The organism is Bacillus sp. C28GYM-DRY-1 (assembly GCF_030519405.1).
Taxonomy (GTDB): Bacteria; Bacillota; Bacilli; order Bacillales; family Bacillaceae; genus Bacillus; species Bacillus spizizenii_A.
Genome location: NZ_JAUMKF010000006.1, coordinates 99,078 through 124,327, shown reverse-complemented (window position 1 = coordinate 124,327; position 25,250 = coordinate 99,078). Strand labels below are relative to the sequence as shown.

Annotated in this window: 30 protein-coding genes, 1 pseudogene and 1 other annotated feature; of the genes and pseudogenes, 6 read left to right on the top strand and 25 right to left on the bottom strand. The window is 43.7% G+C overall.

The window, feature by feature from the left end:
• Nucleotides 1–46 precede the first annotated feature (46 nt).
• The gene (gene iolG, locus Q3W56_RS08270) at nt 47–1,072 is read right to left on the bottom strand and encodes an inositol 2-dehydrogenase (protein WP_302895127.1); all 1,026 of its coding nucleotides are present in this window, start codon (nt 1,070–1,072) and stop codon (nt 47–49) included.
• A gap of 236 nt (nt 1,073–1,308) precedes the next feature.
• Here iolG and Q3W56_RS08265 point away from each other — a divergent pair, with 236 nt between their 5' ends.
• Nucleotides 1,309–1,956, top strand: coding sequence for a phosphotransferase (locus Q3W56_RS08265; RefSeq protein WP_302895125.1), 648 nt, complete (start codon nt 1,309–1,311; stop codon nt 1,954–1,956).
• A gap of 45 nt (nt 1,957–2,001) precedes the next feature.
• On the opposite strand, the gene Q3W56_RS08260 is transcribed toward Q3W56_RS08265, so the two are convergent.
• The gene (locus Q3W56_RS08260; RefSeq protein WP_019715238.1) at nt 2,002–2,124 is read right to left on the bottom strand and encodes a hypothetical protein; all 123 of its coding nucleotides are present in this window, start codon (nt 2,122–2,124) and stop codon (nt 2,002–2,004) included.
• 264 nt (nt 2,125–2,388) lie between these two features.
• Here Q3W56_RS08260 and Q3W56_RS08255 point away from each other — a divergent pair, with 264 nt between their 5' ends.
• Nucleotides 2,389–3,843 (top strand): alanine/glycine:cation symporter family protein, encoded by a 1,455-nt coding sequence (locus Q3W56_RS08255; protein WP_302895124.1) that lies wholly within the window; start codon nt 2,389–2,391, stop codon nt 3,841–3,843.
• Between the two features lie 40 nt (nt 3,844–3,883).
• Here the strand turns inward: Q3W56_RS08255 and Q3W56_RS08250 are convergent, their stop codons facing one another.
• The 6 genes from Q3W56_RS08250 to nadB form a co-directional block, all read right to left on the bottom strand.
• A complete protein-coding gene (locus tag Q3W56_RS08250) occupies nt 3,884–4,606 on the bottom strand; it encodes a YebC/PmpR family DNA-binding transcriptional regulator (protein WP_302895153.1) in 723 nt (240 codons plus the stop codon).
• Nucleotides 4,607–4,709: 103 nt separating this feature from the next.
• Nucleotides 4,710–5,306 (bottom strand): YhcN/YlaJ family sporulation lipoprotein, encoded by a 597-nt coding sequence (locus tag Q3W56_RS08245; protein WP_268397806.1) that lies wholly within the window; start codon nt 5,304–5,306, stop codon nt 4,710–4,712.
• Between the two features lie 146 nt (nt 5,307–5,452).
• Nucleotides 5,453–6,625: a spore coat assembly protein SafA gene (gene safA / locus Q3W56_RS08240; protein WP_302895123.1), complete on the bottom strand. Its 1,173-nt coding sequence runs from the start codon at nt 6,623–6,625 to the stop codon at nt 5,453–5,455.
• A gap of 115 nt (nt 6,626–6,740) precedes the next feature.
• Complete coding sequence (gene nadA / locus Q3W56_RS08235; RefSeq protein WP_302895122.1) at nt 6,741–7,847, bottom strand: quinolinate synthase NadA; 1,107 nt, start codon at nt 7,845–7,847, stop codon at nt 6,741–6,743.
• Entirely contained in the window at nt 7,834–8,703 is an 870-nt protein-coding gene (nadC, locus tag Q3W56_RS08230) for a carboxylating nicotinate-nucleotide diphosphorylase (RefSeq protein ID WP_302895121.1), read from the bottom strand. The genes nadA and nadC overlap by 14 nt, the downstream gene beginning before the upstream one ends.
• The gene (gene nadB / locus Q3W56_RS08225) at nt 8,657–10,252 is read right to left on the bottom strand and encodes an L-aspartate oxidase (protein WP_302895120.1); all 1,596 of its coding nucleotides are present in this window, start codon (nt 10,250–10,252) and stop codon (nt 8,657–8,659) included. The genes nadC and nadB overlap by 47 nt, the downstream gene beginning before the upstream one ends.
• A 102-nt stretch (nt 10,253–10,354) precedes the next feature.
• Here nadB and Q3W56_RS08220 point away from each other — a divergent pair, with 102 nt between their 5' ends.
• A complete protein-coding gene (locus Q3W56_RS08220; RefSeq protein ID WP_302895119.1) occupies nt 10,355–11,542 on the top strand; it encodes an IscS subfamily cysteine desulfurase in 1,188 nt (395 codons plus the stop codon).
• A complete protein-coding gene (locus tag Q3W56_RS08215) occupies nt 11,502–12,044 on the top strand; it encodes a transcription repressor NadR (protein WP_302895118.1) in 543 nt (180 codons plus the stop codon). Before Q3W56_RS08220 ends, Q3W56_RS08215 begins: the two co-directional genes overlap by 41 nt.
• Before the next feature lie 23 nt (nt 12,045–12,067).
• Here the strand turns inward: Q3W56_RS08215 and pheA are convergent, their stop codons facing one another.
• The 4 genes from pheA to spo0B are packed head-to-tail and all read right to left on the bottom strand — an operon-like array spanning nt 12,068 to nt 15,338.
• Entirely contained in the window at nt 12,068–12,922 is an 855-nt protein-coding gene (pheA, locus tag Q3W56_RS08210; RefSeq protein WP_019715248.1) for a prephenate dehydratase, read from the bottom strand.
• A 16-nt stretch (nt 12,923–12,938) separates the two neighbouring features.
• Nucleotides 12,939–13,382 (bottom strand): transcriptional regulator ThrR, encoded by a 444-nt coding sequence (gene thrR, locus Q3W56_RS08205; protein ID WP_003222630.1) that lies wholly within the window; start codon nt 13,380–13,382, stop codon nt 12,939–12,941.
• 57 nt (nt 13,383–13,439) lie between these two features.
• A complete protein-coding gene (obgE, locus tag Q3W56_RS08200) occupies nt 13,440–14,726 on the bottom strand; it encodes a GTPase ObgE (RefSeq protein ID WP_019715249.1) in 1,287 nt (428 codons plus the stop codon).
• 33 nt (nt 14,727–14,759) lie between these two features.
• The gene (gene spo0B / locus Q3W56_RS08195; RefSeq protein WP_302895117.1) at nt 14,760–15,338 is read right to left on the bottom strand and encodes a sporulation initiation phosphotransferase Sop0B; all 579 of its coding nucleotides are present in this window, start codon (nt 15,336–15,338) and stop codon (nt 14,760–14,762) included.
• A 77-nt stretch (nt 15,339–15,415) separates the two neighbouring features.
• Between spo0B and Q3W56_RS08190 the strand changes: the two genes are divergently transcribed.
• Nucleotides 15,416–15,538, top strand: coding sequence for a hypothetical protein (locus Q3W56_RS08190; RefSeq protein WP_138921989.1), 123 nt, complete (start codon nt 15,416–15,418; stop codon nt 15,536–15,538).
• 119 nt (nt 15,539–15,657) lie between these two features.
• On the opposite strand, the gene rpmA is transcribed toward Q3W56_RS08190, so the two are convergent.
• The 11 genes and pseudogenes from rpmA to radC all read right to left on the bottom strand — a co-directional run.
• A complete protein-coding gene (rpmA, locus tag Q3W56_RS08185) occupies nt 15,658–15,942 on the bottom strand; it encodes a 50S ribosomal protein L27 (protein ID WP_003222623.1) in 285 nt (94 codons plus the stop codon).
• A 12-nt stretch (nt 15,943–15,954) separates the two neighbouring features.
• Entirely contained in the window at nt 15,955–16,293 is a 339-nt protein-coding gene (locus tag Q3W56_RS08180; RefSeq protein WP_003229669.1) for a ribosomal-processing cysteine protease Prp, read from the bottom strand.
• A 2-nt stretch (nt 16,294–16,295) separates the two neighbouring features.
• Complete coding sequence (gene rplU, locus Q3W56_RS08175; RefSeq protein WP_019715252.1) at nt 16,296–16,604, bottom strand: 50S ribosomal protein L21; 309 nt, start codon at nt 16,602–16,604, stop codon at nt 16,296–16,298.
• 13 nt (nt 16,605–16,617) lie between these two features.
• Nucleotides 16,618–16,693, bottom strand: a sequence feature (ribosomal protein L21 leader region).
• Nucleotides 16,694–16,750: 57 nt separating this feature from the next.
• Nucleotides 16,751–17,617 (bottom strand): stage IV sporulation intramembrane metalloprotease SpoIVFB, encoded by an 867-nt coding sequence (gene spoIVFB / locus Q3W56_RS08170; protein ID WP_268397819.1) that lies wholly within the window; start codon nt 17,615–17,617, stop codon nt 16,751–16,753.
• On the bottom strand, nt 17,610–18,401 hold the full coding sequence (spoIVFA, locus tag Q3W56_RS08165) for a stage IV sporulation protein SpoIVFA (RefSeq protein WP_302895116.1): 792 nt from the start codon (nt 18,399–18,401) through the stop codon (nt 17,610–17,612). Before spoIVFA ends, spoIVFB begins: the two co-directional genes overlap by 8 nt.
• Nucleotides 18,402–18,544: 143 nt before the next feature.
• Nucleotides 18,545–19,351, bottom strand: coding sequence for a septum site-determining protein MinD (gene minD / locus Q3W56_RS08160; protein WP_268397822.1), 807 nt, complete (start codon nt 19,349–19,351; stop codon nt 18,545–18,547).
• 1 nt (nt 19,352) lies between these two features.
• Nucleotides 19,353–20,033, bottom strand: coding sequence for a septum site-determining protein MinC (gene minC, locus Q3W56_RS08155; RefSeq protein ID WP_019715256.1), 681 nt, complete (start codon nt 20,031–20,033; stop codon nt 19,353–19,355).
• Nucleotides 20,034–20,085: 52 nt separating this feature from the next.
• A complete protein-coding gene (gene mreD / locus Q3W56_RS08150) occupies nt 20,086–20,604 on the bottom strand; it encodes a rod shape-determining protein MreD (protein ID WP_019715257.1) in 519 nt (172 codons plus the stop codon).
• Nucleotides 20,601–21,473 (bottom strand): rod shape-determining protein MreC, encoded by an 873-nt coding sequence (gene mreC / locus Q3W56_RS08145; protein ID WP_302895115.1) that lies wholly within the window; start codon nt 21,471–21,473, stop codon nt 20,601–20,603. Before mreC ends, mreD begins: the two co-directional genes overlap by 4 nt.
• 30 nt (nt 21,474–21,503) lie before the next feature.
• Entirely contained in the window at nt 21,504–22,517 is a 1,014-nt protein-coding gene (mreB, locus tag Q3W56_RS08140; protein WP_019715259.1) for a cell shape-determining protein MreB, read from the bottom strand.
• Nucleotides 22,518–22,608: 91 nt separating this feature from the next.
• Nucleotides 22,609–22,911: pseudogene (gene radC / locus Q3W56_RS08135) on the bottom strand (RadC family protein); the annotation flags it as partial.
• Between the two features lie 131 nt (nt 22,912–23,042).
• Here radC and Q3W56_RS08130 point away from each other — a divergent pair.
• On the top strand, nt 23,043–23,195 hold the full coding sequence (locus tag Q3W56_RS08130; RefSeq protein WP_042975112.1) for a hypothetical protein: 153 nt from the start codon (nt 23,043–23,045) through the stop codon (nt 23,193–23,195).
• A gap of 391 nt (nt 23,196–23,586) precedes the next feature.
• Here Q3W56_RS08130 and Q3W56_RS08125 read toward each other — a convergent pair whose 3' ends face one another.
• Nucleotides 23,587–23,829: a helix-turn-helix domain-containing protein gene (locus Q3W56_RS08125; protein WP_106044017.1), complete on the bottom strand. Its 243-nt coding sequence runs from the start codon at nt 23,827–23,829 to the stop codon at nt 23,587–23,589.
• Nucleotides 23,830–24,275: 446 nt separating this feature from the next.
• Entirely contained in the window at nt 24,276–25,250 is a 975-nt protein-coding gene (locus tag Q3W56_RS08120; protein ID WP_302895114.1) for an N-acetylmuramoyl-L-alanine amidase, read from the bottom strand.

The following is a 25,250-nucleotide window of genomic DNA, read 5'->3' as shown; positions in this document are numbered from 1 at the left end:
CAATGGAGGTTCTATACCCAGCTTGCTGAATTGTAATCCCGTTTGGTCAAAAAGCGACTTTTTCAGTATGCTCAATACTGACAGGCATGCCAAAAGCAAGCGATTGCTGTGCCGCTCTGGCGATCCTTTCCGCCTGAAAACCGTCATTGCCGGTGCAGGCAGTTTCCCGGTTTGTTTCAATCGCTTCTGCAAACCGAACAATCTCCTCCTCATACGCATCCTTATAACGTTCAAGGAAAAAGAAATGCGGTTTATCCTTCATCACAACATCAGCAGTTGACACTTCAACCGTCGTCGGCCTGCTGTTGTCCGCCGCTGCAGAGCCTTTCGTCCCGAAAACCTCGACTCGCTGGTCATACCCGTACACAGCTTGGCGGCTGTTGTCAATCACAGCCATGGCACCGTTTTCAAAAGTCAGTGTAATGACAGCCGTATCAATATCGCCCAGCTCTGCAAAAGAGGGATTCACCAGAGCCGCCCCTTTTGCATACACTTCCGCCACCTCGCTTCCCATAATATACCTGGCCATATCAAAATCATGGATTGACATATCCATAAACAAGCCGCCTGAAGTACGGACATAATCTATATTCGGGGGCTCCGGGTCCCGCGACGTAATTTTTAATAAATGAGGGGTACCGATTTCACCCCTTTCAACAATTGTTTTGATTTTCTTAAAATGAGGATCAAAACGGCGGTTGAATCCGACTTGGAGTGCAACCCCGTATTTCCGGACAGCCGCAAGCGCTTCTTTTGTTTTGTCCAGAGAGAAACTGACGGGCTTCTCACAAAAGATATGCTTTTTTGCCTCGGCTGCTTCTCTTATCATCTGTGCATGTAAGGCTGTCGGTGAGCAAATAAAAACAGCGTCAATATCCGGATCATGTAATAACTCACGATAATCAGAGGTTATGTATTCAATCTGATGACTGTCGGCCCAGCTCTTTATACGGCTTACCTGAATATCAGAGACTGCTTTTATTTTCATATGAGGAATCCGGCTTATATTTTGAACATGAAGTTTGCCGATGCGCCCTGCACCGATAATCCCTGTCACAATCTGTTTTGTCATGGCTTTTTCCCCCTTGAACATTCACGAAAGCGCTTTATTTAAAATTAATACTATCTCATTTGTAAGCGCTTTTCAAGAATGGAAATAATCGCTCTATGTCTCTTTTATCACAATTAATACTTATAGGTAGCCTTCTTCTTCAAGACCAGATACACTAGAATTAGGCTCTTTTTCCTGAACAGTTTATGATTTTCCTATAAACAACTGCATAAAATAGAGCAAAGAAGGTGAATGAAATGCTGACAAGAGCAGAGGCACTGGCCCATTCAGTCATATACCGCAAGAACAGCAGATTTGATAAAGTCAAAGAAAAATCTGAGGAATTAACACTAATCGGCAAGGGAAGAAGCGCCTATGTGTTTGCCTTAACAGAGGGCGATCGAAAAATGGCGCTGAAAGTATTTTTTCCGGAGTATCAAGCGACAGCCGTCAAAGAAGCCGCGATCTATGAAAAATTAGCCGGGTCCCCATTCTACCCTGACATTTACGAAACTGGTGATTCATTTATTCTCATGGAATATATTAAAGGCGAAACCTTTTATAACTGTCTGAAGAAAGGCATTGCGATCAGTGATGATATGATTCAGCAGGTTGAAGAAGCACTTTCTGACGCCCGGGCAGCCGGCTTGAACCCGTCAGATATTCATTTAAGGAATCTGATTTTGACAGAAACCGGGACAGTGCGGGTGATTGATGTTGCAAGGTTCGAACAGACAAAAACGTGCACCCAGTGGGACGATTTAAAATCAGCTTATCATGCACTCTACAAAAAACCGATATTCCCCAAAAAGATTCCGGGTTTCTGGCTGGAGATTATCGCATTTTTATATAAGAAAGATTGGTTCCAAAAACATTTCGCACAGCGGAAAAGAAAATATTCTTAAATCAAAGAGGCAGCCGCACAAGCGGCTGCCTTCGTTCATATATTTTTACTTTCTGGCGGCAGAAATCAGTTTCATTTGTTCAGGCGACAGCTTAATTCGATAGCCTCTCACAGTTAAGTAGACCGTTTCTGTGCTATTCTCGCTGGAATGACAATACGTTTTCTCCATCTCTGTCTCCCCTCACCCTTTATTTGTTTTATTTCATCATACCACCGCTTTATTGAGGGAATTTTAAGGAAATGTAAAGATAACATGAACCTGATAGGTGGTGACATTTTAGAACAACACAGCGTAATCAATACGCGGCATTTATTCTTTTCTCTTATTGATAATTACCAGTCATATAATGTGACAAATCAATTGTAAAAATAGTTCGATTAGCCCAAAATCCTTTTTATACATGTATTCAAAATGCAGTGGGGAGGAAGCTTGATGGCAGATTTTGTTACCAGTTTAAACGCAGTCTTATGGAGTACCCCCGTCATTTATATTTTATTGGGTATTGGATTAATCTTCTCTATTATGACCCGTTTTTTACAAGTCAGACATTTGAAAGAAATGATTGTTCTGATGTTCAAAGGAAAGAGCTCTGAAGCTGGCGTTTCTTCTTTTCAAGCATTATCGATTGCGCTGTCAGGACGAGTGGGGACAGGAAACATTGCGGGGGTGGCGACAGCAATTGCATTCGGCGGACCCGGTGCGGTGTTCTGGATGTGGGCGATTGCCTTTATCGGTGCAGCGAGCGCCTTTGTTGAGTCAACTCTTGCCCAAATTTACAAAGTAAAACAAGGCGGCCAATATCGAGGTGGTCCGGCTTACTATATTGAAAAGGGTCTAGGCATTAAGTGGTTTGCCGTCTTTTTTGCCGCTGCTGCCCTTATTGCAATGGCCCTTCTGATGCCGGGCGTGCAGTCCAACTCCATTGCGGCTGGCGTCAAAAATGCATTCGGCATCTCTCCTGCCATTACGGGCTGTGTTCTCGTTTTATTATTAGGGTTTATCATTTTTGGCGGCGTCAAACGAATTGCCAGTGCCGCGCAGATGATTGTTCCGTTTATGGCCATTGGTTATATCCTGCTGTCTTTCATCATTATTGTCATGAATGTTTCTGAATTGCCTGCTGTAATCTCATTGATTTTCAAAAGCGCTTTTGCTTTAGATTCCGCTTTTGGCGGCCTGGTCGGCATGGCGATTTCCTGGGGTGTCAAACGAGGCATTTACTCAAACGAAGCCGGCCAGGGAACAGGCCCGCATCCGGCTGCCGCTGCAGAAGTTTCCCACCCGGTCAAGCAGGGGCTGGTTCAGGCATTTTCTGTTTATATCGACACATTATTTGTATGTTCCGCTACAGCCTTCATGATCTTGTTTACCGGCATGTACAATACTCAGGCTGCAGATGGTTCCTATATCGTTCATCAAATTAAAGGCGTAGAGGCGGGGCCAGGTTTCACACAAGCGGCCATTGACAATGTTCTTCCCGGATTCGGTGCAGGCTTTGTTGCCATCGCATTATTCTTCTTCGCATTTACAACAATTATGGCGTATTACTACATCGCAGAAACAAATATTGCCTATTTAGCACGAGGCAGAGAAAGCAAATGGGCAATGCTTGGCTTAAAACTGATTATTTTAGCCGCGACGTTCTATGGAACTGTGAAAACCGCTTCTCTTGCTTGGGCATTAGGCGATGCAGGGCTCGGCATTATGGTATGGCTGAATGTCATTGCAATTGTGCTGCTAGCCAAACCGGCACTTCTCGCTTTAGAGGATTACGAGCGCCAAAAGAAGCAGGGCTTAGACCCGGTCTTTGATCCAAAAGCGCTGGGGATTAAAAATGCTGATTTCTGGGAGAAAGAATACACTTATGAAAATGAGCGTGTCTCTTGAAGGTACAAAAACCGGCCCGATATGACATCGTGCCGGTTTTTTATGAGCGATAATTAGTATACACTTCTTGAACATCATCGTCATCCTCAAGGATGTCGATCAATTTTTCCAGCTTTTCAACAGCCAGATCATCGGCCTCTGCATAGGTTTTCGGTAGCATGGTCACCTCTGCCGAAGAAATTGGATATTTCGATTCGAGAGCTGTTTTTACCTCTTCAAAATGATCGGGCTCTGTTAATACCCTATATTGGCCTTCTTCATTCTGCAGTTCTTCTCCCCCGGCTTCCAGCACATCAAGCATGAGCTCATCTTCTTCTATTTGCCTGTCTGTACGGTCGATTGCAATAAATCCCTTCCGTTCAAATAAAAAGGCTACACATCCGCTTTCTCCCAGACTTCCGCCATTTTTATTAAACGCTGTCCGCACATTTGAGGCCGTTCGGTTTTTGTTATCTGTTACACAATCAACCATCACAGCAATCCCTGATGGGCCATAGCCTTCATAGGTGATTTCCTCATAGCTGCTTCCATCTAAGCTCCCCGCAGCTTTTTTAATGGCACGGTCTATATTTTCATTCGGCATATTGGCGCCTTTTGCTTTTTCGATGACAAGACGCAATGCTGAGTTTGCTTCAGGATCAGCTCCGCCTTCTTTCGCTGCCACATAGATTTCTTTCGCAAGCTTCATAAATATTTTCCCGCGCTTTGCATCCTGCGCATTTTTTCTTTTTTGGATGTTTTTCCACTTGGAATGGCCTGCCACATTTTCACCTTCTTTTACATTATCTATGTACACTACTTTAATGGGTATTGATTGCTGTTGCAATGAAAAGGCTGCCGAACATCACTTCCGGCAGCCTTCATCCTTAGCGGGTGTTCATTTTATAAAGTTTTCTGAACAGTCCTTTATCTGTGGACACTTGAACGTCACGGCCATTCGCATAGTTGCGCGCCGCCTTTGCTACGTTATCCCTGTCGGACTTTGTGAAGTCTGTATGGCTTCTGACTGCGACGACTACTCGGTCATCCGTTACCATCACTTGTGTGTCATTTACATTTTTCACTTGTTTCACACGGTTGGCAATTTTTGCAGCCAGTCTTCTGTTTTCTTGGTTATCATATCCGTTGTTCGTTGCGTTCCGATTCATGTTTCTGTTATTCGTGTTGTTATATGTTCCATCGGTTGCCAAAGGAACGCGATCGTCAGCAGTAACACGGTCACGGTTATTCACATTCGTGGTGTTTTTATCGCCATTCTGGTCCTCCATTAATTCAGTAACAGGACCATCATTGTCGACCATTCCTTCTTCCTGTCTATCAGTGTCGTTTTCATTTGAATAGTATCCGATTGGACGGGTATTGCCGTTATTGCGTGTATCATTCTGAGCATTATCGTTTGCTCCGCATGCTGTTAAGCCCGCTGTCATTAGAATCAAGCTTGTGATCATCATTTTTTTACCCAATGGAAAAACCCCCCGTGGACGAATAGAGCATGTTTGCTCGTTTTTATCATGTGCGGTTGAGGGCATATTAAGCGTGTCAGTTCTGTCCAGTTGACTGTGATCTGCGCCTAAACAAAAAAAGGAACGATTTACATCGTTCCGAACAATCACTCATTTTCTTCTTCCGGCCGGCCAAACATTTGGTTTACAGAAGGCTGATTCGCCATTGGCATAGAGGCTCCGGCCGCATACGGATTTGGATTTGGATTTGGATTTGGATTTGCTCCGCCATATGGCATATTAGGAGTTCCATATGCTCCATGTCCGGAATAGCCAGGTGCGGAGTAATATGGCTGGTGATCATCGTCACAGCCGCAATCGTCATGATCTTTGTACGGCATGTATCCTGGGGCCGCTGGCGGCTGGTATGCACCCATCACTTGAGGAGTGCCATAATGAGGGCCATACGGCATATGTTCATACGGTGATCCATAAGCCGGAGATGCATATTGAGGCGCTCCATATGAACCGAAATGTCCGTGATGAGTGTTTTCATGATACTGGTTATCATATTGACCCGGATCATACTGAGGTGATACAAAGCTTGGCTGGTATCCATGTGGCTGATACATTGGATAAGGTTGTGCCGGATAGTACGGGTGGCATAATCCTGACCCTGGAAGAATTGGTGAAACAGGAACGGGACATGGCACGCAATGAGCCGGATAATGATGATAAGGCTGAACAGCCGGCATATTCGGAACTGTGTGTTGAACGTTTTCTTCTTCCATACCGCCTACCTCTGGCGCCTTTGGCATATTAGGCATATTCGGATAATTTGCATTTTCCATATTACTCATAGCCTCCTGTTGTGGAAATTGATCTTGGTCTTGCATGTGATACATAGGATCCATATTTCCCTCATGTTGTTTTTTCGGCTCCTCCGGTTTAGGAGGCGACCAAGGCTGGAAAAGCTGTTTCGTATCATAATAATCGTTCACATCAGCTTCAGGATACACATTTTCCTGTAAATTAGGCATTGGCGGGACATACGGCACAGACTTCTTTTCTTTCGGCTTTGTGTCTTCTACGTCAACAACGGATTTAGGCTTCTCTTTCGCATATGGATGATCTTGCTTCCCAGGCGCCGGACTTTTGCCTGTTTGTGGCTCTTTTCTGACTGGGACACCTTCAGACGGCACTTTTATTTTCATTCCAGGCATGATTAAGTCTGGATTGCTGAGCTGTGTATTAAGCTTCTTCACTTCCTCAATATCGACTCCGTACTTTTCAGCTATTTTCAAGAGCGAATCGCCTTTTTGAACGATATGGATTTTCAACGTTTTCCCCTCCTATGCAAAACGTGAACAGTTCAGCTTTGATTACAATATGTTTCTTCACAACATATGCCTGAACAAAAGAAGTTATGAGTACAGGAGGGGAAATATTTCTGATTTACGTGATCGAAAGCATTCGATTCAGAGCAAGGAGGGCATCTTGCTGAATGGCTTTTGGCACCTTGATCACGCCCGAAGGTTCTCCTTTTTCTATTTGTTCCAAAGACCACAGCAAATGCGGCAAATCGATTCGGTTCATTGTCAGACACGGGCACATGTCAGGATTAAGTGATTCGATTTGTTTATCGGGGTGATCGTGAATAATCCGCTGAACAAGATTCATTTCTGTTCCGATTGCCCACTTGCTTCCCTCCGGAGCTTGGTTGATTGTATCGATAATATATTTTGTAGATCCGCTGTCGTCACTTAGTGTCACGACTTCATGTGAACACTCCGGATGCACAATGATCCGTATATCAGGATCACGGTCCCTCACATCTTGGATATTTTTTGCGGTGAATTTTTCGTGAACAGAGCAGTGCCCTTTCCACAAAATCACTTTCACATTCTTATGCTCAGATTCAGCTACTAATTCATCTTTTATCGGATCCCACACAGCCATATTCTCAAGCGCGATATCCAGATCAGAAGCCGTATTTCTCCCTAAATGCTGATCAGGCAAAAATAAAATTCGTTTTTTCTGAGTAAACGCCCATGTAAGCACTTTTTTCGCATTCGAAGAAGTCACAGTCGCTCCGCCATGCTTACCGACGAAAGCCTTGATCTCCGCAGTGGAGTTCACATAAGTTAAAGGTATGATCGTATCTCCAAATATATGCTGAAGCTTCTCCCACGCCCTATTGGTCTGCTGCATGTCAGCCATGTCGGCCATCGAACACCCTGCTCTCATATCAGGCAGGATAACCGTTTGTTCCTCTCCTGTCAGCATATCAGCGGTCTCTGCCATAAAGTGCACGCCACAAAAAACAATATAATCAGCTTCTTTGTTTTTTTCCGCAATTTGAGCCAACTGCAGGGAATCACCTGTTTGGTCAGCAAATTGTATCACTTCATCTTTTTGATAATGATGGCCCGGTATAAAGAGCCTGCTGCCGAACTTTTTCTTAATGGCGGCAACACGAGTTTCCATTTCTTCTCTCGACATTCCTTTGTAACCTTCAGGCATCATATCATTCGATCGTTTTATCATATCAAGAATTGACATAACGGCATTCCTCCGAGGATTCATTTGATAGTGTAACATCCATGCTGATATCTAAACTTTTGACGGAATGAGTCAAAAATCCTAATGAAATATAATTCACTCCCGTCCCTTTATAAGCAGCCAAAGATTCTAGCGTAATCCCGCCCGAAGCTTCAGTTTTTATATGGCCCGGTGTGAGAGTTGCAAAATGACGGACCGTCTCAGGCGGGCAGTTGTCAAACATAATAACATCTGCGCCTGCTTCAATTGCTTCCCGCAGTTGTTCCTCCGTTTCAATTTCCACTTCGATATTTACCATATGCCCCACAGTCTGGCGCGCTTTTCGGCATGCCTCTAAAATAGAGCCGCATGCTGCAATATGATTGTCTTTAATTATGACGCCGTCATACAAACCGAAGCGATGATTATATCCGCCACCCGCTCTGACAGCGTATTTTTCCAGCATTCTCAGCCCCGGTGTTGTTTTTCTCGTGTCACAAATTTTAATCTGTTCATCATCCAGCCTACGGACAGCCTCCCTTGTCATCGTCGCAATTCCTGACAGCCTTTGAATAAGATTTAATACGACCCGCTCTCCTGATAAAAGCGCAGTCGCCGGACCGCTTAACACGGCAATCACTTCACCTTTTCGCAACATGTCCCCATCTTTTTTGTGTATAATGATTTGAACATTTTCATCTAATAAAGCAAAGCCTTCTTTTATCACCGCAGCTCCTGCAAAGATACCGTCTGACTTTACAACAATCTCCGCTTCACAGCTCTGTTCTCCAAAGATAGACTGCGATGTAAGATCCCCCATGCCTATATCCTCAAGAAAAAAGTGATTCAACAATTTTTTCAGCTTTAACAGATTCATTTTTCCAAATCCCCTCGTTTTTTCTAATCCTTGTTCCCTTTTTTGTATGGACAATTTGTCTTCCTTGCCAGCGCACATCAGCTTGAGGAAAATCGGTGCGGTAGTGAGCCCCTCTGCTTTCCTCCCGCAAAAGCGCAGAAGATGTCATCAGCTTTGCAGCCTGCCATAAATGAGAAAGCTCCAGCTGAGGTAATGTGATGTCTTTCACATTCATTTCCTGAAAAGGCAGCATATCAAGCCAGTTGCTCAGCTCAATCAGACTGCCTTGTTCCCGCAAGATAGACATGTGGCTTGTCATTCTGCTTTGCAATTCATACACCTCTATATTCGGCACCTTGTAGACTACGCTGATGTCTGATGATGATTGATATTGCCTGTTATAAACCGGTTTTTGCATAATATGCTTTGCTGCTCTTTTTCCAAACACCAGCGCCTCCAACAAAGAATTGCTCGCAAGCCGGTTGGCTCCATGCAAACCGGTACATGCGGTCTCTCCAATCGCATAAAGCCCCGGCACTGTCGTTTCCCCCCAGCAATTAACTGAAACCCCTCCCATCAAGAAGTGCATTCCCGGAGCAACAGGTATTTTTCCACTTTGAATATCAACCCCTGCTTTATCACAAATAGCGGTGATGGTAGGGAAACGTGCTTCGAAATCAGAAATCGCACTGCAGTCGATGTAAACGCGGTTTCCTTTTGCCAGTTCTTCATGAATAACCCGTGAGACGATGTCCCTTGGAGCCAAGTCACCTAAAGGATGTCGTCCAGCCATAACGCGGCGGCCATTTTCGTCAACTAAACATCCACCTTCCCCTCTGACTGCTTCTGAAACAAGCCCATAAGAAACACCATTTTTCACAAGCAGTGTCGGGTGAAACTGGGTAAACTCTAAATCAGTTAATTCCGCTCCGGCACGGTAAGCTAAAGAAAGGCCGTCACCTGTGACAGATGAATCGTTCGTATGGTGAAGAAACAGGCTCCCGCATCCGCCAGCCGCCAGCACAACTTCATCCGCATGTCTTACCTTGATCTGCCCCTGACTGTCTTTTGTCATGACGCCGATACAGCGTCCATTTTCAACAAGCAAATCTGCCGCTGTTTCATGCTCGATTAAATCGATTTTGCTTTCGATCTGTTTCAGCAAATAATCAACAAGCAGTCTGCCTGTTGCGTCTCCGCCCGAATGAAAAATACGGTTGTATGTGTGGGCTCCTTCTCTACCAAGACAAACATCGCCTTGTTCATTGCGGTCGAATGGAAATTCACTCTCCAATAGACTTTGAATCATGTTTTTTCCATCATGTAAAACGTCTGCTGCAATTGCAAGGTCGTTATGTCCGCATCCTGCATATAACGTATCCCTCAAATGGGCTTGAATCGAGTCACCTTTCGCATAAGCCGCAGCAATGCCGCCTTGCGCATAGACAGAGTTGCTACTTTTGACACTTTTTTTAGTGATAACAGTCACTTCATATGAAGGCGGGAGAGCTGACGCTAAAGAAAGTGCCGCCGCCCCTGAACCGATGACTGCAATCGTCTTTTTAGACATATGCCACCCTCCTGTTGTTTACACCTGTCTTGACACCTATATTTACACAAGGATAAAATAAACTCAAGAGTTTTTTATGGAGAACGGATGGAGGAAGACCGGATGATTTATTTAGACTATGCAGCGACAACGCCTATTTGTAAGGAAGCCCTTAACGTATATCAGAAGCTCAGCATGGATATGTACGGAAATGCCAGCAGCCTGCATGATGCGGGTGGAAAAGCAAAGCACATACTGGAGTACTGCCGCGAAAAAATCGCCAATATTATTGGCGGAGAAGCTAGCGGCATTTATTTTACAAGCGGCGGCTCTGAATCCAATTTTCTGTCCATTCAATCATTGCTAAACGGCCTGCCAAAAACAAAAAGACATTTCATTACGACTGCCATGGAGCATCAGTCCATTCATAGCTGTGCTGCTTTTCTGGAACAGCATGGATTTGATGTAACAATCATTGAACCGGATGAATACGGGCTTATTACCGAGGAAATATTGGCTGCTCATATCCGTCCGGAAACGGGCCTGGTATCTATTCAGCATGCAAATTCTGAAACCGGAATTATTCAGCCCATTCAACGGCTGTCTTCATACCTGCACAAAAAGGGTATTCTTCTTCATTGTGACGCTGTTCAAACGTTTGGAAAGATCCCGATCAATACAGAAGATTTGGGAATAGATGCACTCTCAGTGTCCAGCCATAAAATCCACGGCCCTAAAGGAGTGGGCGCGGTCTATATTCGGCCCAATGTCCCTTGGAAACCCGTTTATCCTCTCGTCACTCACGAACATGGATTCAGAGCCGGCACCGTGAATGTCCCCGGAATCGGAGCCTTTACTGCCGCTGCGGAGCTAATCATAAGCGAAATGGATAAACAGTTATCCCGCAATAAGACATTAAGAGCCTACTTTTTAGATCAAATCAGTATTCGTTCTCTCCCTGTAACTCTTGCGGCAGACGATGCACAAACGGAATGTCTTCCGCATATTGTTGGGTGTTTTTTTCACTCATTTGAAGGACAATATGTTATGTTAGAATGTAATCGGAGTAATATTTGCATTTCAACGGGCAGTGCTTGTTCTGCTGGTTATCACGGTCCGTCTGCAACGATGAAAGCATTAAGAAAAACAGAACAAGAAGCCCTGCAATTTATCCGCATCTCTTTTGGAAGGCATACAACGGCTGAACAGCTGGATAAGTTATTACATACGTTTACAGCGCTTTGGAAACAAAAGAAAGGAGAATTCGATATTGACCGAAGAGATAAAGCTTATGGGCGCCAACAGGCGTGACCAGCTTCTTCTGTGGCTGAGGGAATCCACATCACCGCTTACAGGAGGGGAACTCGCAAAAAAAGCGAACGTGTCAAGACAGGTTATTGTACAGGACATATCGCTCTTGAAAGCGAAAAATGAACCGATTATCGCCACAAGCCAAGGATATGTATACATGGATGCAGCCGCTCAGCAGCACCAGCAGGCCGAAAGAATCATAGCTTGTCTGCACAGTCCTGAACGGACAGAAGAGGAATTGCAGCTCGTCGTGGACGAAGGCGTTACAGTAAAAGACGTAAAAATCGAGCATCCCGTATACGGGGATTTAACTGCAGCCATCCAAGTAGGCACCCGGAAGGAAGTTAGCAATTTCATTGAAAAAATCAATTCAACGAATGCCGCCTATTTATCACAGCTGACTGACGGTGTGCATCTCCACACTCTGACAGCACCCGATGAACACCGCATCGACCAAGCCTGTCAAGCACTCGAGGAAGCAGGTATTTTAATTAAAGACTAAAAAAAAGCCCTTATTGGGCTTTTTTATAATTGGTAGGACTGATATGCACCTAGAAGCTTTACTTTGCAGCCAAGAGCTTCGAGCTCCTGCATGGCACCCGGAATCAATACCTCATCAAACGCTTTCTCAATATCAATAATAAAGAAATAATGGCCTAATCCGGTTTTAGTCGGACGTGACTCAATTTTTGACAAGTTTAAGTTTCTCCACGAAAAAGCAGACAGCACTCTGTGCAGCGCCCCTGGTTCATCCTGCGGAAGCATTACCATCAGAGTCGTTTTGGGCCGTGAACTCAATTTTGAATTCACTTCAAATGAAATGTTTTCATCAGGAGACAGGATAACAAATCTCGTATGATTATCCCTATAATCCTGTATATCTCGTTTCACAATTTTTAATTCGTATGTAGAAGCTGCCATGTCATTGGCAATGACCCCGATATTCAGCTCGGGATGGTCACTGACAAATTTTGCTGCCGCCCCGGTTGAATTGGCGTATTCATATGGAACAGAAGGAAATTGATGATGGAGAAATTTATGGCATTGCGCAATCGCGTGTGAGTGCGAGTAAATTTTGTCAAGCTCTTTCCATGCACTCTCTCTCGAAGGATGGACGAGCAAGTGCTGATGAATCGGCAATGTCATTTCACCCACGATTGGCATTGGCTGTTCATGTATTAAATAGTCTATCGTTAAATTTACTGATCCTTCTAAGGCATTCTCTAAAGGAACAAAAGCGAAATCAACTTCGCCTGCAACTGCCGCATCTATACACTCCGGTATGGTTCGGTAAGCAACATGTTCGGCGCCGTTTTGAAAACAAGAACTGACTGCTAGATGTGTGAATGTAGCTGCTGGACCTAAGTAACCGACTTTCATGACGATATTCTCTCCCTTATGCACCTGAGCCTAATATTTCAACCTTTTCTACAAAGTCAAACTTCCTAAGCTTATTCATTAACGTATGAATGTCCTCTTCCATGGCAGACGTACTGATAGACAGTGTCACATTTGCTCTCCCTTGAAGCGGAATGGTCTGGTGAATGGAAAGAACGTTGCTTCCAGAATCCGCTACAGCCTGCAAAAGCTGAGATAACGCACCTGACCTATCCTCCAAATGAAAGAAAAGTGTGATAATTTGCTCTTTAACCATAGTGTAGAATGGAAAAACAGCATCTCTGTATTTATAAAACGCACTTCTGCTTAAATCAACCTTTTGAACGGCATCTGCCACTGAATCTGCTTTTTTTCGATCAAGCAGCTTTTTGACCTCCAATGTTTTTCTCATCGCATCGGGCAATACATCTTCACGGACAAGGTAAAATGTCTCCTCTTTCATTTGCATCCCCCCTTTAAAATAGAGAGCCTGACATCCAGGCTCTCCTTTCTGCCATCATTAATCAATAAATTCAAATTCGAACTCCAGGAGCCTGATAATATCTCCATCCTTGGCTCCGCGTTCTCTGAGTGCTTCATCAACACCCATTCCGCGCATTTGTCTTGCAAACCGTTTAACCGATTCATCACGTGAGAAATCAGTCATCTTGAATAACCGCTCAAGGCTGTCTCCGGAAAGCACAAATACACCGTCTGGATCGCGTGTAATGTTAAATGGCACTTCTTCATTTTCAATCGTGTACATGACACGGTTTTGTGTAAGCTCTTCCTCGTCATACAGCGGGAATTCCGGTGTCTTCTCCAGCTGATTGGCGACTTCAAACAGAAGCTCACGAAGTCCTTCTCTTGTCACCGCACTGACCGGGAATACCGGGTAATCATCCGTCAACTTGTCTTTAAAGGCTTCAAGATTTTCCGCAGCCTGCGGCATGTCCATTTTATTTGCAACGATAATTTGCGGACGTTCAGTGAGACGCAGGTTGTACTCGCTCAGCTCCTGGTTAATCGTTACATAATCCTCATACGGATCACGGCCTTCTAAGCCCGACATGTCAATGACGTGAACGATAACCCGTGTCCGTTCGATATGACGCAAAAACTGGTGGCCAAGCCCTACGCCTTGGTGTGCGCCTTCAATCAGTCCCGGTAAATCGGCCATAACAAAGCTGCGTCCGTCATCCGTTTCAACCATGCCGAGATTTGGGACAAGCGTTGTAAAGTGGTAGTCCGCAATTTTCGGTTTTGCAGATGAGACAACAGACAGTAATGTGGATTTTCCAACACTCGGGAATCCGACAAGTCCGACATCCGCAAGCACTTTTAATTCAAGAACAACGTAGCGTTCTTTTCCCGGCTCGCCGTTTTCTGAAAGCTGAGGCGCAGGATTAGCCGGTGTAGCAAAGCGGGAATTACCTCTTCCGCCTCGTCCGCCCCTTGCAATGACAGCCTGCTGTCCATGCTCTGTTAAATCAGCGATGACCTGCTTTGTATCATCGTCTGTCACAACGGTGCCCGGCGGGACTTTAATAACCATATCATCAGCATTTCGCCCGTGCTGGTTTTTGGACATGCCATGCTCGCCGCGAATCGCTTTAAAATGCTTTTTGTATCTAAAATCCATCAGGGTACGGAGACCTTCATCCACTTCAAAAACGACGTCTCCTCCCTTTCCTCCGTCACCGCCGGCAGGGCCGCCTTTTGGCACATATTTTTCACGGCGAAACGCAACCATCCCGTTGCCGCCGTCGCCGCCTTTTACATATACTTTGACCTGATCTACAAACATAATGTCCTCCGTTCTAAACCGTTAAAAACTCCGCTAGTCCAACCCAATTTCGATCAGACATTCGTGACTTGTGATCTCAAAACGCATGATATCAACGTCCTCATATCCATTCTGCCGAATATTATCAAAAACAGATGGATCGGCAAAGGCGCCGTGAAAATCAAGGTACAGAATCAGCTGTCTATCAGGATGATCCGTTTGCAGCGAAACGGTTAAATGATTTTCGCTCTCTCTGCTGACTGCTTGATCAAACAGATAAAACAGTTTTCTCATCAGTTTCGCCAGCTTTTGATCATAAGCCGACAAATCCTTGATTTCTCCAAGAACTTCATATTCAAGCGTCATATAATGGGTTTTCCAATTAAACGTTAGAAAATCAAACGCCAAATGCGGTGTTTTCAGGTTTGAGAGCTTTGATTCGTGCTTTGCGTCTATAACCATTTCATCAATCATTTCAAAGACGCGGTCATACTTCTGCAAGCTTAAGTTTCCTTTAATCAGCTGCAGCTTATTCATCCAGTCATGCCGGGAATGGCCGAGCAGATGAATCAGTTCGTTTGTTAATGCCGTGTCGCTTATATTTTCTTCTTGATTTTGTGAAACATCCTTCATTTTCGCACTCCCAATCATTTAATTTCTTATTTAGGAGTCTGTATAAGTGTGTATTATGAATTATAACAGAGAAGGCTTTGTTAGAAAAACAATTGTTTTTCCCAGAAATATCATGTTCCTTTTTTCTGACTATGGTTGATTTGCAGCCAGGCAGAACATTTTATGTATTACTGCTTGGGGAACATATCCAGTGGGTTTGAGATGTTTATTCTCATTCTTGGCGGGGTCTGCTCGCACATACTCTGCATTTCATTCTTGATGTTTACTCCGCATATTGCAAAAAAAACTCCAGTCATCATCGACCGGAGTTTTTGAATCATTATTGAGCTACAGGATATACGCTCACTTTTTTGCGGTCACGACCAAAACGTTCGAATTTAACAGTTCCGTCGATTTTCGCAAATAGAGTGTCATCTCCGCCGCGGCCCACGTTTTCACCTGGGTAAATTTTTGTTCCGCGTTGACGGTAAAGGATAGAACCGCCTGTTACGAATTGACCGTCAGCACGTTTAGCACCTAAACGTTTAGCCTCAGAGTCACGTCCGTTCTTTGTAGAACCTACTCCTTTTTTAGAAGCGAAAAACTGAAGATCTAATCTAAGCATGTAGCTCACCTCCTATATTATGTTTGTGGTCACACGCAAGTTATCTTTGTAATCCCGTTCAATTGTCTCCAGCGAAACAATCATGCCTTCAATCAGCAGCTGAGCTTTTTGACGCGCCTCCGGATCAAGAGATTCAGGAAATTCGAAGTAAAAATAACCTCCGTCCTCCCCTATATCAAGAAGCGGCTCGAAGCCTGCGAGCACAATAACGGCGTTAACGGCTCCAAACACAACGGCTGTCACTCCGGCACAAACAAGATCTTGTCCATGTTCAGCAAAATTCGCATGGCCCGTCATTTCAAAAGACAATATGCCTTTATCATGAGACCTTCTGATTGTTGCCTGAATCATGCTTACGCGTTGATTTTTTCGATCGTCACTTTAGTGTAAGGCTGACGATGACCTTGTTTTTTATGAACGTTTTTCTTTGCTTTGTATCTGAAAACAGTGATTTTTTTCGCGCGGCCTTGTTTTTCAACTTTAGCCGTTACTGTTGCGCCTTCAACTGTAGGGTTGCCGACTTTCACGTTGTCTCCGCCAACAAACAAAACGTCTTCAAAAGTAACTGTTTCACCTGCTTCAGCAGCAAGTTTTTCGATGAAAACAGTTTGGCCTTCTTCAACTTTGATTTGTTTACCGCCTGTTTTAATGATTGCGTACATTCTCTGCACCTCCTATTAGACTAAGACTCGCCAGATACCAGGGGGCTGTAAAAGCTCTTAACACCTGTACTGAGCGGTTGTAGCAATGGTGCTACATCCATAACATTAAAAAATATATCAGAATACAAGGCGTTTGTCAATCGATTTTAATAAGGAAGCAGCAACTCCTCCATGGAGGAATTCGTCCGCTTATCGGCAAAGTAAGCATGGAGCACTTCATTCTCGTCAAGCTGGCTGAGCTTTTCGCCTGATTTCTCTATAATAATCGGGTGTTTGCAGCCGCGTTTGAACTCGGCCATCACATGATAGACTTTATCCTCTGCCTTTACTGTCAACGGCAGCAGTTCTTCAAGTTCACGGTTTTTTCCGTAATACCTTTCAAGGAGAAATCTCACATGAATATAATGTCTTTGCCTGTATTCCTCAAACAAAGAAACAGCCAGAAAGACAAACAAAACCCATGCGCTGATTTGCAGAGGAATTACAAATAGAACCCAGCACCCGAGCAGCATGCAGAAGCAGAGCGACGTTTTTAAATTCAGCCGGTGAGCCTTTTGAAAAGGCAACTGCTTGGAAAACAGCAAAAACAACAGTTTTCCGCCATCAAGCGGCCAGATCGGCAGCAGATTCACAAATAAAATAGAGAGATTATAAAAGGTGAAGAGTTCAAAGGTGTGCTGATGAATCACTGAGAGTTCTGCTAGCATCCAGGCAGCAAGCTGAAGCCAGATGTGCTGAAGAGGGCCGGCAATAATCACCGCAAACTCTTCCTTTAACGGCCGATTCCCGTGTTCTTCCACTTCCACCGTTCCGCCAAACGGAAGCAAAAAAACACGCTTGATTCTCCAGGAAAAAAACACGGCCAGAGCAGCATGCCCCAGCTCATGGACCAGTACAATCAGGAGCAGACATAATAATGCTTTTATATGGCCTGTGAGCAGCCCGAGCGCGGCGATAATCCAAAGAAAAGGATGCACATGAATCTTCAAGATAAGGTCAAGCCATTTATTCAAATGAAATCACCTGAATCGGATCAATATATTTATCGCCGTCTTTCATGGCAAAATAATAGACCCCTTTATTATGATCATCAAGTTTAATTGAGCCGAGCTTTTTTCCTTTATCTACAAAATCATATAAAGCAACATCCACATCTCTAAGCTCGCCATAAATACTGTACGTATTGTCAGCATGCTGCACCTTAACTGTCAATCCCGTCTGGCTGTCTTTGCTGACTTCAACTACATAGCCTTCTTTTATGCTATCAATTGTATCGCTGCTTGTTTCAACTTTAATCCCTTCCCCGTTGTCTTGAAAATCCTGCTGCACTTTCCCGGATGCAGGCGCGACCAGGTCTTGGCCCACTTCAACCTGCTTTTCCTTATTTTTATGTTCAGGAGCCAGAAAAGCGAGCGGATTGCCAAATTTCGTTTCAAACCAATGGCTTGCTGAGGCAAATTGAAATTCAGTTTCGAGGGTTTTGGCAACAACGGGTTTTATCTGGCTGACAGGCCCAATGTTTGTTTTATAGGCTATGGCGGAAACAAGAACAAGGCAGGCCGACAGAAGACATTTCAGGATAATTGAATCTGTTTTAACCAAGGGGTGTTTTCCGTTGAATGTTGGAATGTTATCTTCATAGACCGGAAGAGTTCCGTGCTTTTCCTGGTCCGTTACCATTACCCAAGACGGGGGTTTCTGCTTTTCAGAAACCGTCTGAGAGTAACGTTTTGAGCCGGAAAGCTGTTTTCTTCTTTTCTCTAATCGTTTTCTGATTTCATCTGCTCTGTGACTCATTGCCATCATCCTTTGCATTCGTTGGGTTTGTACATCATATGTCTTGTCCATGGCAAATATTCGATTTAGTCAGGAACAAAGCAGACAAAAAAACCTGACACAGCAATTGCTTTGTCAGATTCTTCTCTTTGATTCTATCAACATTAAGACCTTACTCCAAAAAATGATTTAATCTTAGCCATCATTCCTTTGTTTTGCTCTTCAAGCAATTGTAAAGGGACCGATTCACCTAAGATGCGGCGGGCAATATTGCGATATGCGATGGAAGCGCGGTTTTTCGGGTCCATTGCAATCGGTTCGCCATGGTTTGAAGCTTTAATGACTTCATCATCGTCAGCCACGATTCCGAGCAAATCAATCGACAAATGCTGTACAATTTCGTCGATATCCATCGTGTCACCGTTTTTCATCAGGTGATTTCTGATTCTGTTTACAACGAGCCGCGGCGGTTCAATATTTTCCTCTTGCTCCAGCAGTCCTATAATACGGTCAGCATCACGAACAGCAGAGATTTCAGGCGTTGTGACCACAATCGCTTTATCAGCTCCGGAAACGGCATTTTTGTATCCTTGCTCAATTCCTGCAGGGCAGTCTATGATGACATAGTCAAATTCCTGTTTGAGCTCTTGGACCATATTTTTAATTTGTTCAGGAACAACGGCTGTCTTATCACTCGTTTGAGCAGCGGGCATTAAATAGAGCAGATCGTCGAAACGTTTGTCTTTTACGAGCGCCTGATGCATTTTGCATCTTCCCTCTACAACGTCTACAAGATCGTAAATAATTCTATTTTCAAGACCCATTACTACATCAAGGTTGCGCAGTCCTATATCAGTATCTAATAAACATACACGCTTCCCTAAAATGGCTAAGGCGGTACCGAGGTTAGCAGATGTTGTCGTTTTACCTACTCCGCCTTTTCCCGAAGTTATTACGATAGCCTCACCCAATTCACATTCCTCCCTCAAGCCTTGTTAGATCAGGTCTTAAATGAGCCAATTGTTGAAGGCGTTCAATGACCATATTTCCATCTGTATCTAAATAAGCACATTCCATTTCGTTCCCTTTTTGAATGTGGTCTGGGGAGCGATTTAACACGTGATTGATTCTCAATTGTGTCGGCAGCATTTCAGAGGCGGCGATAACCGCTTGATTATTTCCGTTGAATCCGGCGTGCGCGATTCCTTTCAGTGAGCCCAGAACAAAAATGTTCCCTCCGGCCATGACTGTTCCGCCGGGATTCACGTCACCGATCAGGAGCAAGTCGCCTTTCACCTGCAGCACTTGGCCTGAACGGACAATTTTTGAAACAGAAATAATTTCAGCTTCCTCTTTCATACGCTGTGCTTCTTTTTTAGTAATGACTTCACTGTCAATAGAATGAACAAACAAATCTTTCTTTGACGCAATCAATTCGGTCAGCTGTTCCTCTTGCTCCTTATATAAAAAGCGATTTCCCAGTTTAACATGAACGCTGATTTTCTGGCCTTTGCCATCCGTATATTGTTCGATTGACAGCATATTCTGAAGACCATCGAGAAGCTCATCAAAAGAACACGCATCATCCAGATGCAATGTTAATCCATTCTTTGTTCCTTTTATTGTTACATATTGCTGCTTTTTGGTCTTCACAATATTCACCTCAACAACATACTCATTTCGTCAAAAAAAGATAAAATCCTTTTTACTCATCTCTCAATTCTTTCTTTAGACTCATAAAAAACAATCTAAATGGCAGAACCAGAATAAGAGCGGCTACAATATTTAATAAAATTGTCGGTATAAACCGGTCAAGCACAAACCCGTTAAACGTCATGATATCTTTATGGATCAACGACTGAATGCCGAATACGTAAAATTCGAGCACGCTGACAGCGAGAACTGCTATTAATATCACCACAAATGCGTTTGTATGCAGCACTTTAAACGCTTTTGAAGCCAAATAGCATAAGCCTGCAAAACCAAACATATAAACGCCTAATAGACTTGTATAGTTCATGTCATATAGAAAACCAAAAATAAATCCGTAAATCATCGCGTGTTTTTGGTTGATGAAAGCCGACATAAATATCAAAACAAGCATCAGAAAACGCGGGGCAAGCACCTGATCATCAGTAACGAACGGAAAATGCACCAGATCCGTAAAAATGCTTTCCGCAGAAAAAACAAGCATCATAACGAAAGGGAGAAGGAAACGCTTCACGATCCTTCCTCCTCTGTATCGACAGTCGGCATATCACGGTTAACAACAATCACATTATTTAAATCGGTAAGGTCAGCAGCGGGTTTTACATACGCAACTTTCGTTAACCCATAGGAATCCGACTCGATATCAGTCACTTCACCGATTGTCAGCCCCTCTGGGAAAACACCGCCTGTGCCTGATGTTTCAATAAGATCGCCTTTTTTCACGTCTTGTTTATCCTTGCGCTCAATAATTGACATCTTAAGGCGTTTTTTGTCTCTGTCATAGCCTTCGATCAATCCGTAGCCTTTGCTGCCTTTTTTTCCGGAAATTTTTGTCGCGACTCTGTTATTGCGGTCAGTATCACTTAAAAGTTGTACAGTAGACGTAAAATTATTAAGTCCGGAACTTTTAATCTTGCCGATTAATGCGCCTTTTTCGTTTGTTACAGCCATATCTTTCGCTACATTTTGCTGTGTTCCCTTATTGATCTTGACCTGTTTCGCCCAATGATCTGGGCTTCTGGCAATGACTGTCGCTAAAATCGGCTTGTAATCTTTAATCGATTTGACATGACCAAGCTCGTCACGCAAGGATTTGTTTTCTTCTTCAAGTTCTTGAAGCTTGGCTTCATATTGTGTCTGTCCGTCAAGCTTTTCTCTCAGACGCTCGTTTTCTTTATATGTGTTTTTTAAATCATTCATGTTCTCAAATATGCCTGCAAAAAATTCGGCAGGCGTATGAAAAATATTTTGAAATACTCCCGTCGTATCGCCGATCACTTTCTCAGGCCAGGTGGTATTGCGGCCGCCCTTCAGCGAAAATCCAATCATAGCCACCAATATGATAATACACAGAAGTAATAGCATTAACCGTTTATTCGGCATCGTGTTACACCTCTTCTATTGAACTCCCGATTATCTAGTTTTCCCTTTGAAAAGATGGATGTGCTCCAGTGCTTTCCCTGTTCCGATCGCTACACAATCAAGCGGGTCTTCGGCGATAAGGACCGGCATTTTCGTTTCTTCACTGATGACTTTATCCAAATTGCGAAGAAGCGCGCCGCCGCCGGTTAACACAATACCTCTGTCCATAATATCAGCTGCAAGCTCAGGCGGTGTTTTTTCAAGTGTGCTCTTCACTGCTTCGACAATTGTAGATACAGTGTCGCGCAGAGCGTTAGAAATTTCTTTTCCTGTAATTTCGATTGTTTTCGGCAGACCTGTCAGTAAATCACGTCCGCGGATTTCCATTTTATCAGCTTCTTCAGGAGCTTCTGCAGATCCGATCTCCATTTTAATCGCTTCAGCCGTACGGTCACCAATCATCAGATTGTACGTTTTTCTGATGTAGTTGATAATCGCATCATCCATCTCATCACCAGCCACACGGATTGATTGAGATGTTACAATGCCTCCGAGGGAAATAATCGCAACCTCTGTCGTACCGCCTCCGATATCAACAACCATGCTTCCAGTCGGTTCCCAAACTGGCAGATTGGCTCCAATTGCTGCGGCAAATGGCTCTTCAATCGGATACGCGTCACGCGCCCCTGCCTGTCTTGTCGCATCAATGACAGCGCGTTCCTCAACAGCCGTAATGCCTGAAGGCACACAAACCATCACATATGGTTTTCTGGCAAACATGCCTTTATTTTTAATGGCCTGATTGATGTAATATTTCATCATCGTCGCCGTTGTTTCATAATCAGCGATAACGCCGTCTTTCATCGGGCGAAGTGCCACTACGTTGCCCGGTGTCCGTCCGATCATATTTTTCGCATCATTTCCGACAGCAACAATCGACTTCGTATCCGTTTGCAAAGCGACAACTGACGGCTCTCTCACAACAATTCCTTTTCCTTTTACAAAAACAAGCGTATTCGCAGTTCCAAGATCTATACCAAGGTCTCTTGCACCAATTCCAAACATATGTATGTATCTTCCTTTCTTAAAGCAAAAATACCCTAAAGGGAAAAACTCATAAACTCTATTATAGCTTAATTCGACGAAAAAAAAAGTGTTACAAATATCCTTTTTCCTTTAAACTCACAAATTTTTTGTCCCCGATCACCAAATGGTCAAGCAGCTCGATGCCAATCAGGTTTCCGCATTCAAACAGCCGTCTTGTCACTTCAATATCTTCCCTGCTCGGCGTCGGATCTCCAGAAGGATGATTATGAACACAGATAAAGGAAGCGGCAGATCGTTTAAACGCTTCTTTAAACACCTCTCGCGGATGGACAATAGATGAATTCAGACTTCCGATAAATACGGTGCGTTTATGGATGACTTGGTTTTTTGTATTTAAGTATAAACATGTGAAATAGACATAAATACAGAAAATATCTAAGGATACGTATGTTAGACGCACAGCTGCACGAAATGTTTCAAAAAATTTTTTCTGTTTTTAAAAAAAGGTTTATAATTTAAGTAGAAAGAACCAGGGGGGCACTTATGAACATTAATAAAATAAGATCAGCGCTCTACAAGTCGGCTAAAATTTTAGGGGATGTTAATGCTGCTAAGAACGGCACACTTGGGAAACGTATTGCCCGCCGTGCAGCCGGCAAAGCAACAAATAAACTGTTACGGAATCTATTTAAATAATAAAAAGGCCTCTCTTCTAGCGAAAGGCCTTTTATCTATTGATGGACTCGGCAGCCACACTCACAATGAAAATGGACATGCCTGTTACCGTACCAATCGCAAACATAATTAGTCGATTCTTTACGGCATGATGGACAAGTGATAGCCGGCTTTTCTGCTGGCTCTCCTTCGTGCTGTTCGTATATCTCTATAACTTCATTAATTAGGAAGGTAGTTCTTTCAAGTTCTTCAAGTAGCTCTTTTGGCAGCTCTTTCATACCTATCACCTCAAAAAGAAGATACCAGAACATTTGTTCTTAAACAATTAAAAAACCCTCAGTTCGAGATAAAGGGGAGAAAAGTACCATGTGATTCCTAAATAAGTAAAAAAGCCCTGCTCATATGAGTGGGCTCAATTATTATGGGGGCGATATTTTTTATTTGCTTCAAGTTCTTCTTTTAAAGCCTCCGCATCCTGGCGTAAAAACAAACTTGTATTCCCTATCTTTTTTACAGCTTCAATGCGTTTGTCACTTATCAACTTACTCATGCGCTGCTTATTTACCCCTAAAATCCCGGCAACTTCGGAAGTGCTGAGGACCTCAGTTTTTACGAAGCCCTCAACCTCCTGGCGCCCTCTTAAATGAAATTCCATGTTATTTTCTCCTTAAAGCCATATCTTTGAGAACAGCATAAATTGTCAATGCTACAATTATAGCCATTACAGACGTTGTAAATGCGTTTGTCCAAAAGGAGCGCACGCCTATCGCTGCCGCACTCAAAAGAATTAATGAAAAGATGAACTTTTGATTTTTCTTCATTTTTTATGCTAGACTGATTATAATGTTATTGAGAAGCGAGCTCCCACTCGCTTCCCTGCAATCAGGTTAATCCTTCTTATTATCTTTCTTGTTACTATCGTGGGACTGCTGAAAAATCCAACCGATAGAAACAACATAGAAGATAATTTGAAGGACTTTTAACATATTGTCTAGCATTTCCTCACCTCCTTATATATTTATTATAGCATATGTATGGACGTACGTCTACACATATATTAAAAAATTTTCCCTCCCTTGGTAAAAAGAGAGGGATTTTCTATTATAGTAGGGCTTCTAATTTTGCTTTTGTTTTCGGTCCGTAGATACCATCTGCAGAAAGCCCGTGCATCAACTGGAACCGTTCGACCGCATTTGCTGTTTTTGGTCCATACACGCCGTCGATGCCGTTATTCTTCGCCCCTTTGTCCGGGTAGAAACAAAGAGACGCCAGAGCATTTTGAATCCGCCTTACGTCATCCCCTTTTCGCATAGGGTTTGTTACTTTAAAGATGCCAGAAGGCAGCGCATATGACGTTTTTTTACTGCTTGGTTTAGTGCTGGAAGTGCTTGATCCTGTGAGCTTTAATACTTGGCCGACCTTGATCAAGTTCGGGTTTTTGATACCGTTCAAGCTTTGCAGGGTTGCCACACTCACCCCGTGCTCTTTTGCAATTGCGGAAAGAGTATCGCCTTTTTTGACTGTGTAAGTGCCCCCAGAAGCTTTAGGCGCAGATGATGACGGTTTAGAAGTTGGCTTTCCTCCCAGCGCCTTCAATTCTGCTTCAATGGCAGCTTTAACCTCGTCCCATCTTCCCTCTGACAAAATACGATGCGGGCAATACTTGCCGTTCCAGTCTTGGTGCTTGCGGACTCGATCAATTCCCCAGCCTCGCTCTTTAAGCAGCTGCGCCACAAACTTGATTGCCAGCTTTTCTGCTGCCTCGTATTTAGCGCCTCCTGACTTGCTGTAGCAGATTTCAACACCAATAGACTTACGGTTCCCTGTGCCGTTTGTGCCGTCTCCTGTGTGCCATGCGTTACGATTTAACGGTAGCCCTTGAATAACCTCTTTGTCATCAACGGCAAAATGAAAGCTTGTCGAGCTAGTATTTCCGATCATATAGCTGATCTCATTGGCAGCTGACGCGTCATTCGCTGTATTGTGGATGGTGATGTATTCAGCGTCCATGTGATTAGGGCATTTTAAAGCGTATTTAGCTTCTGATACAAGATTCTTTTTCACTGTGATTGTCAT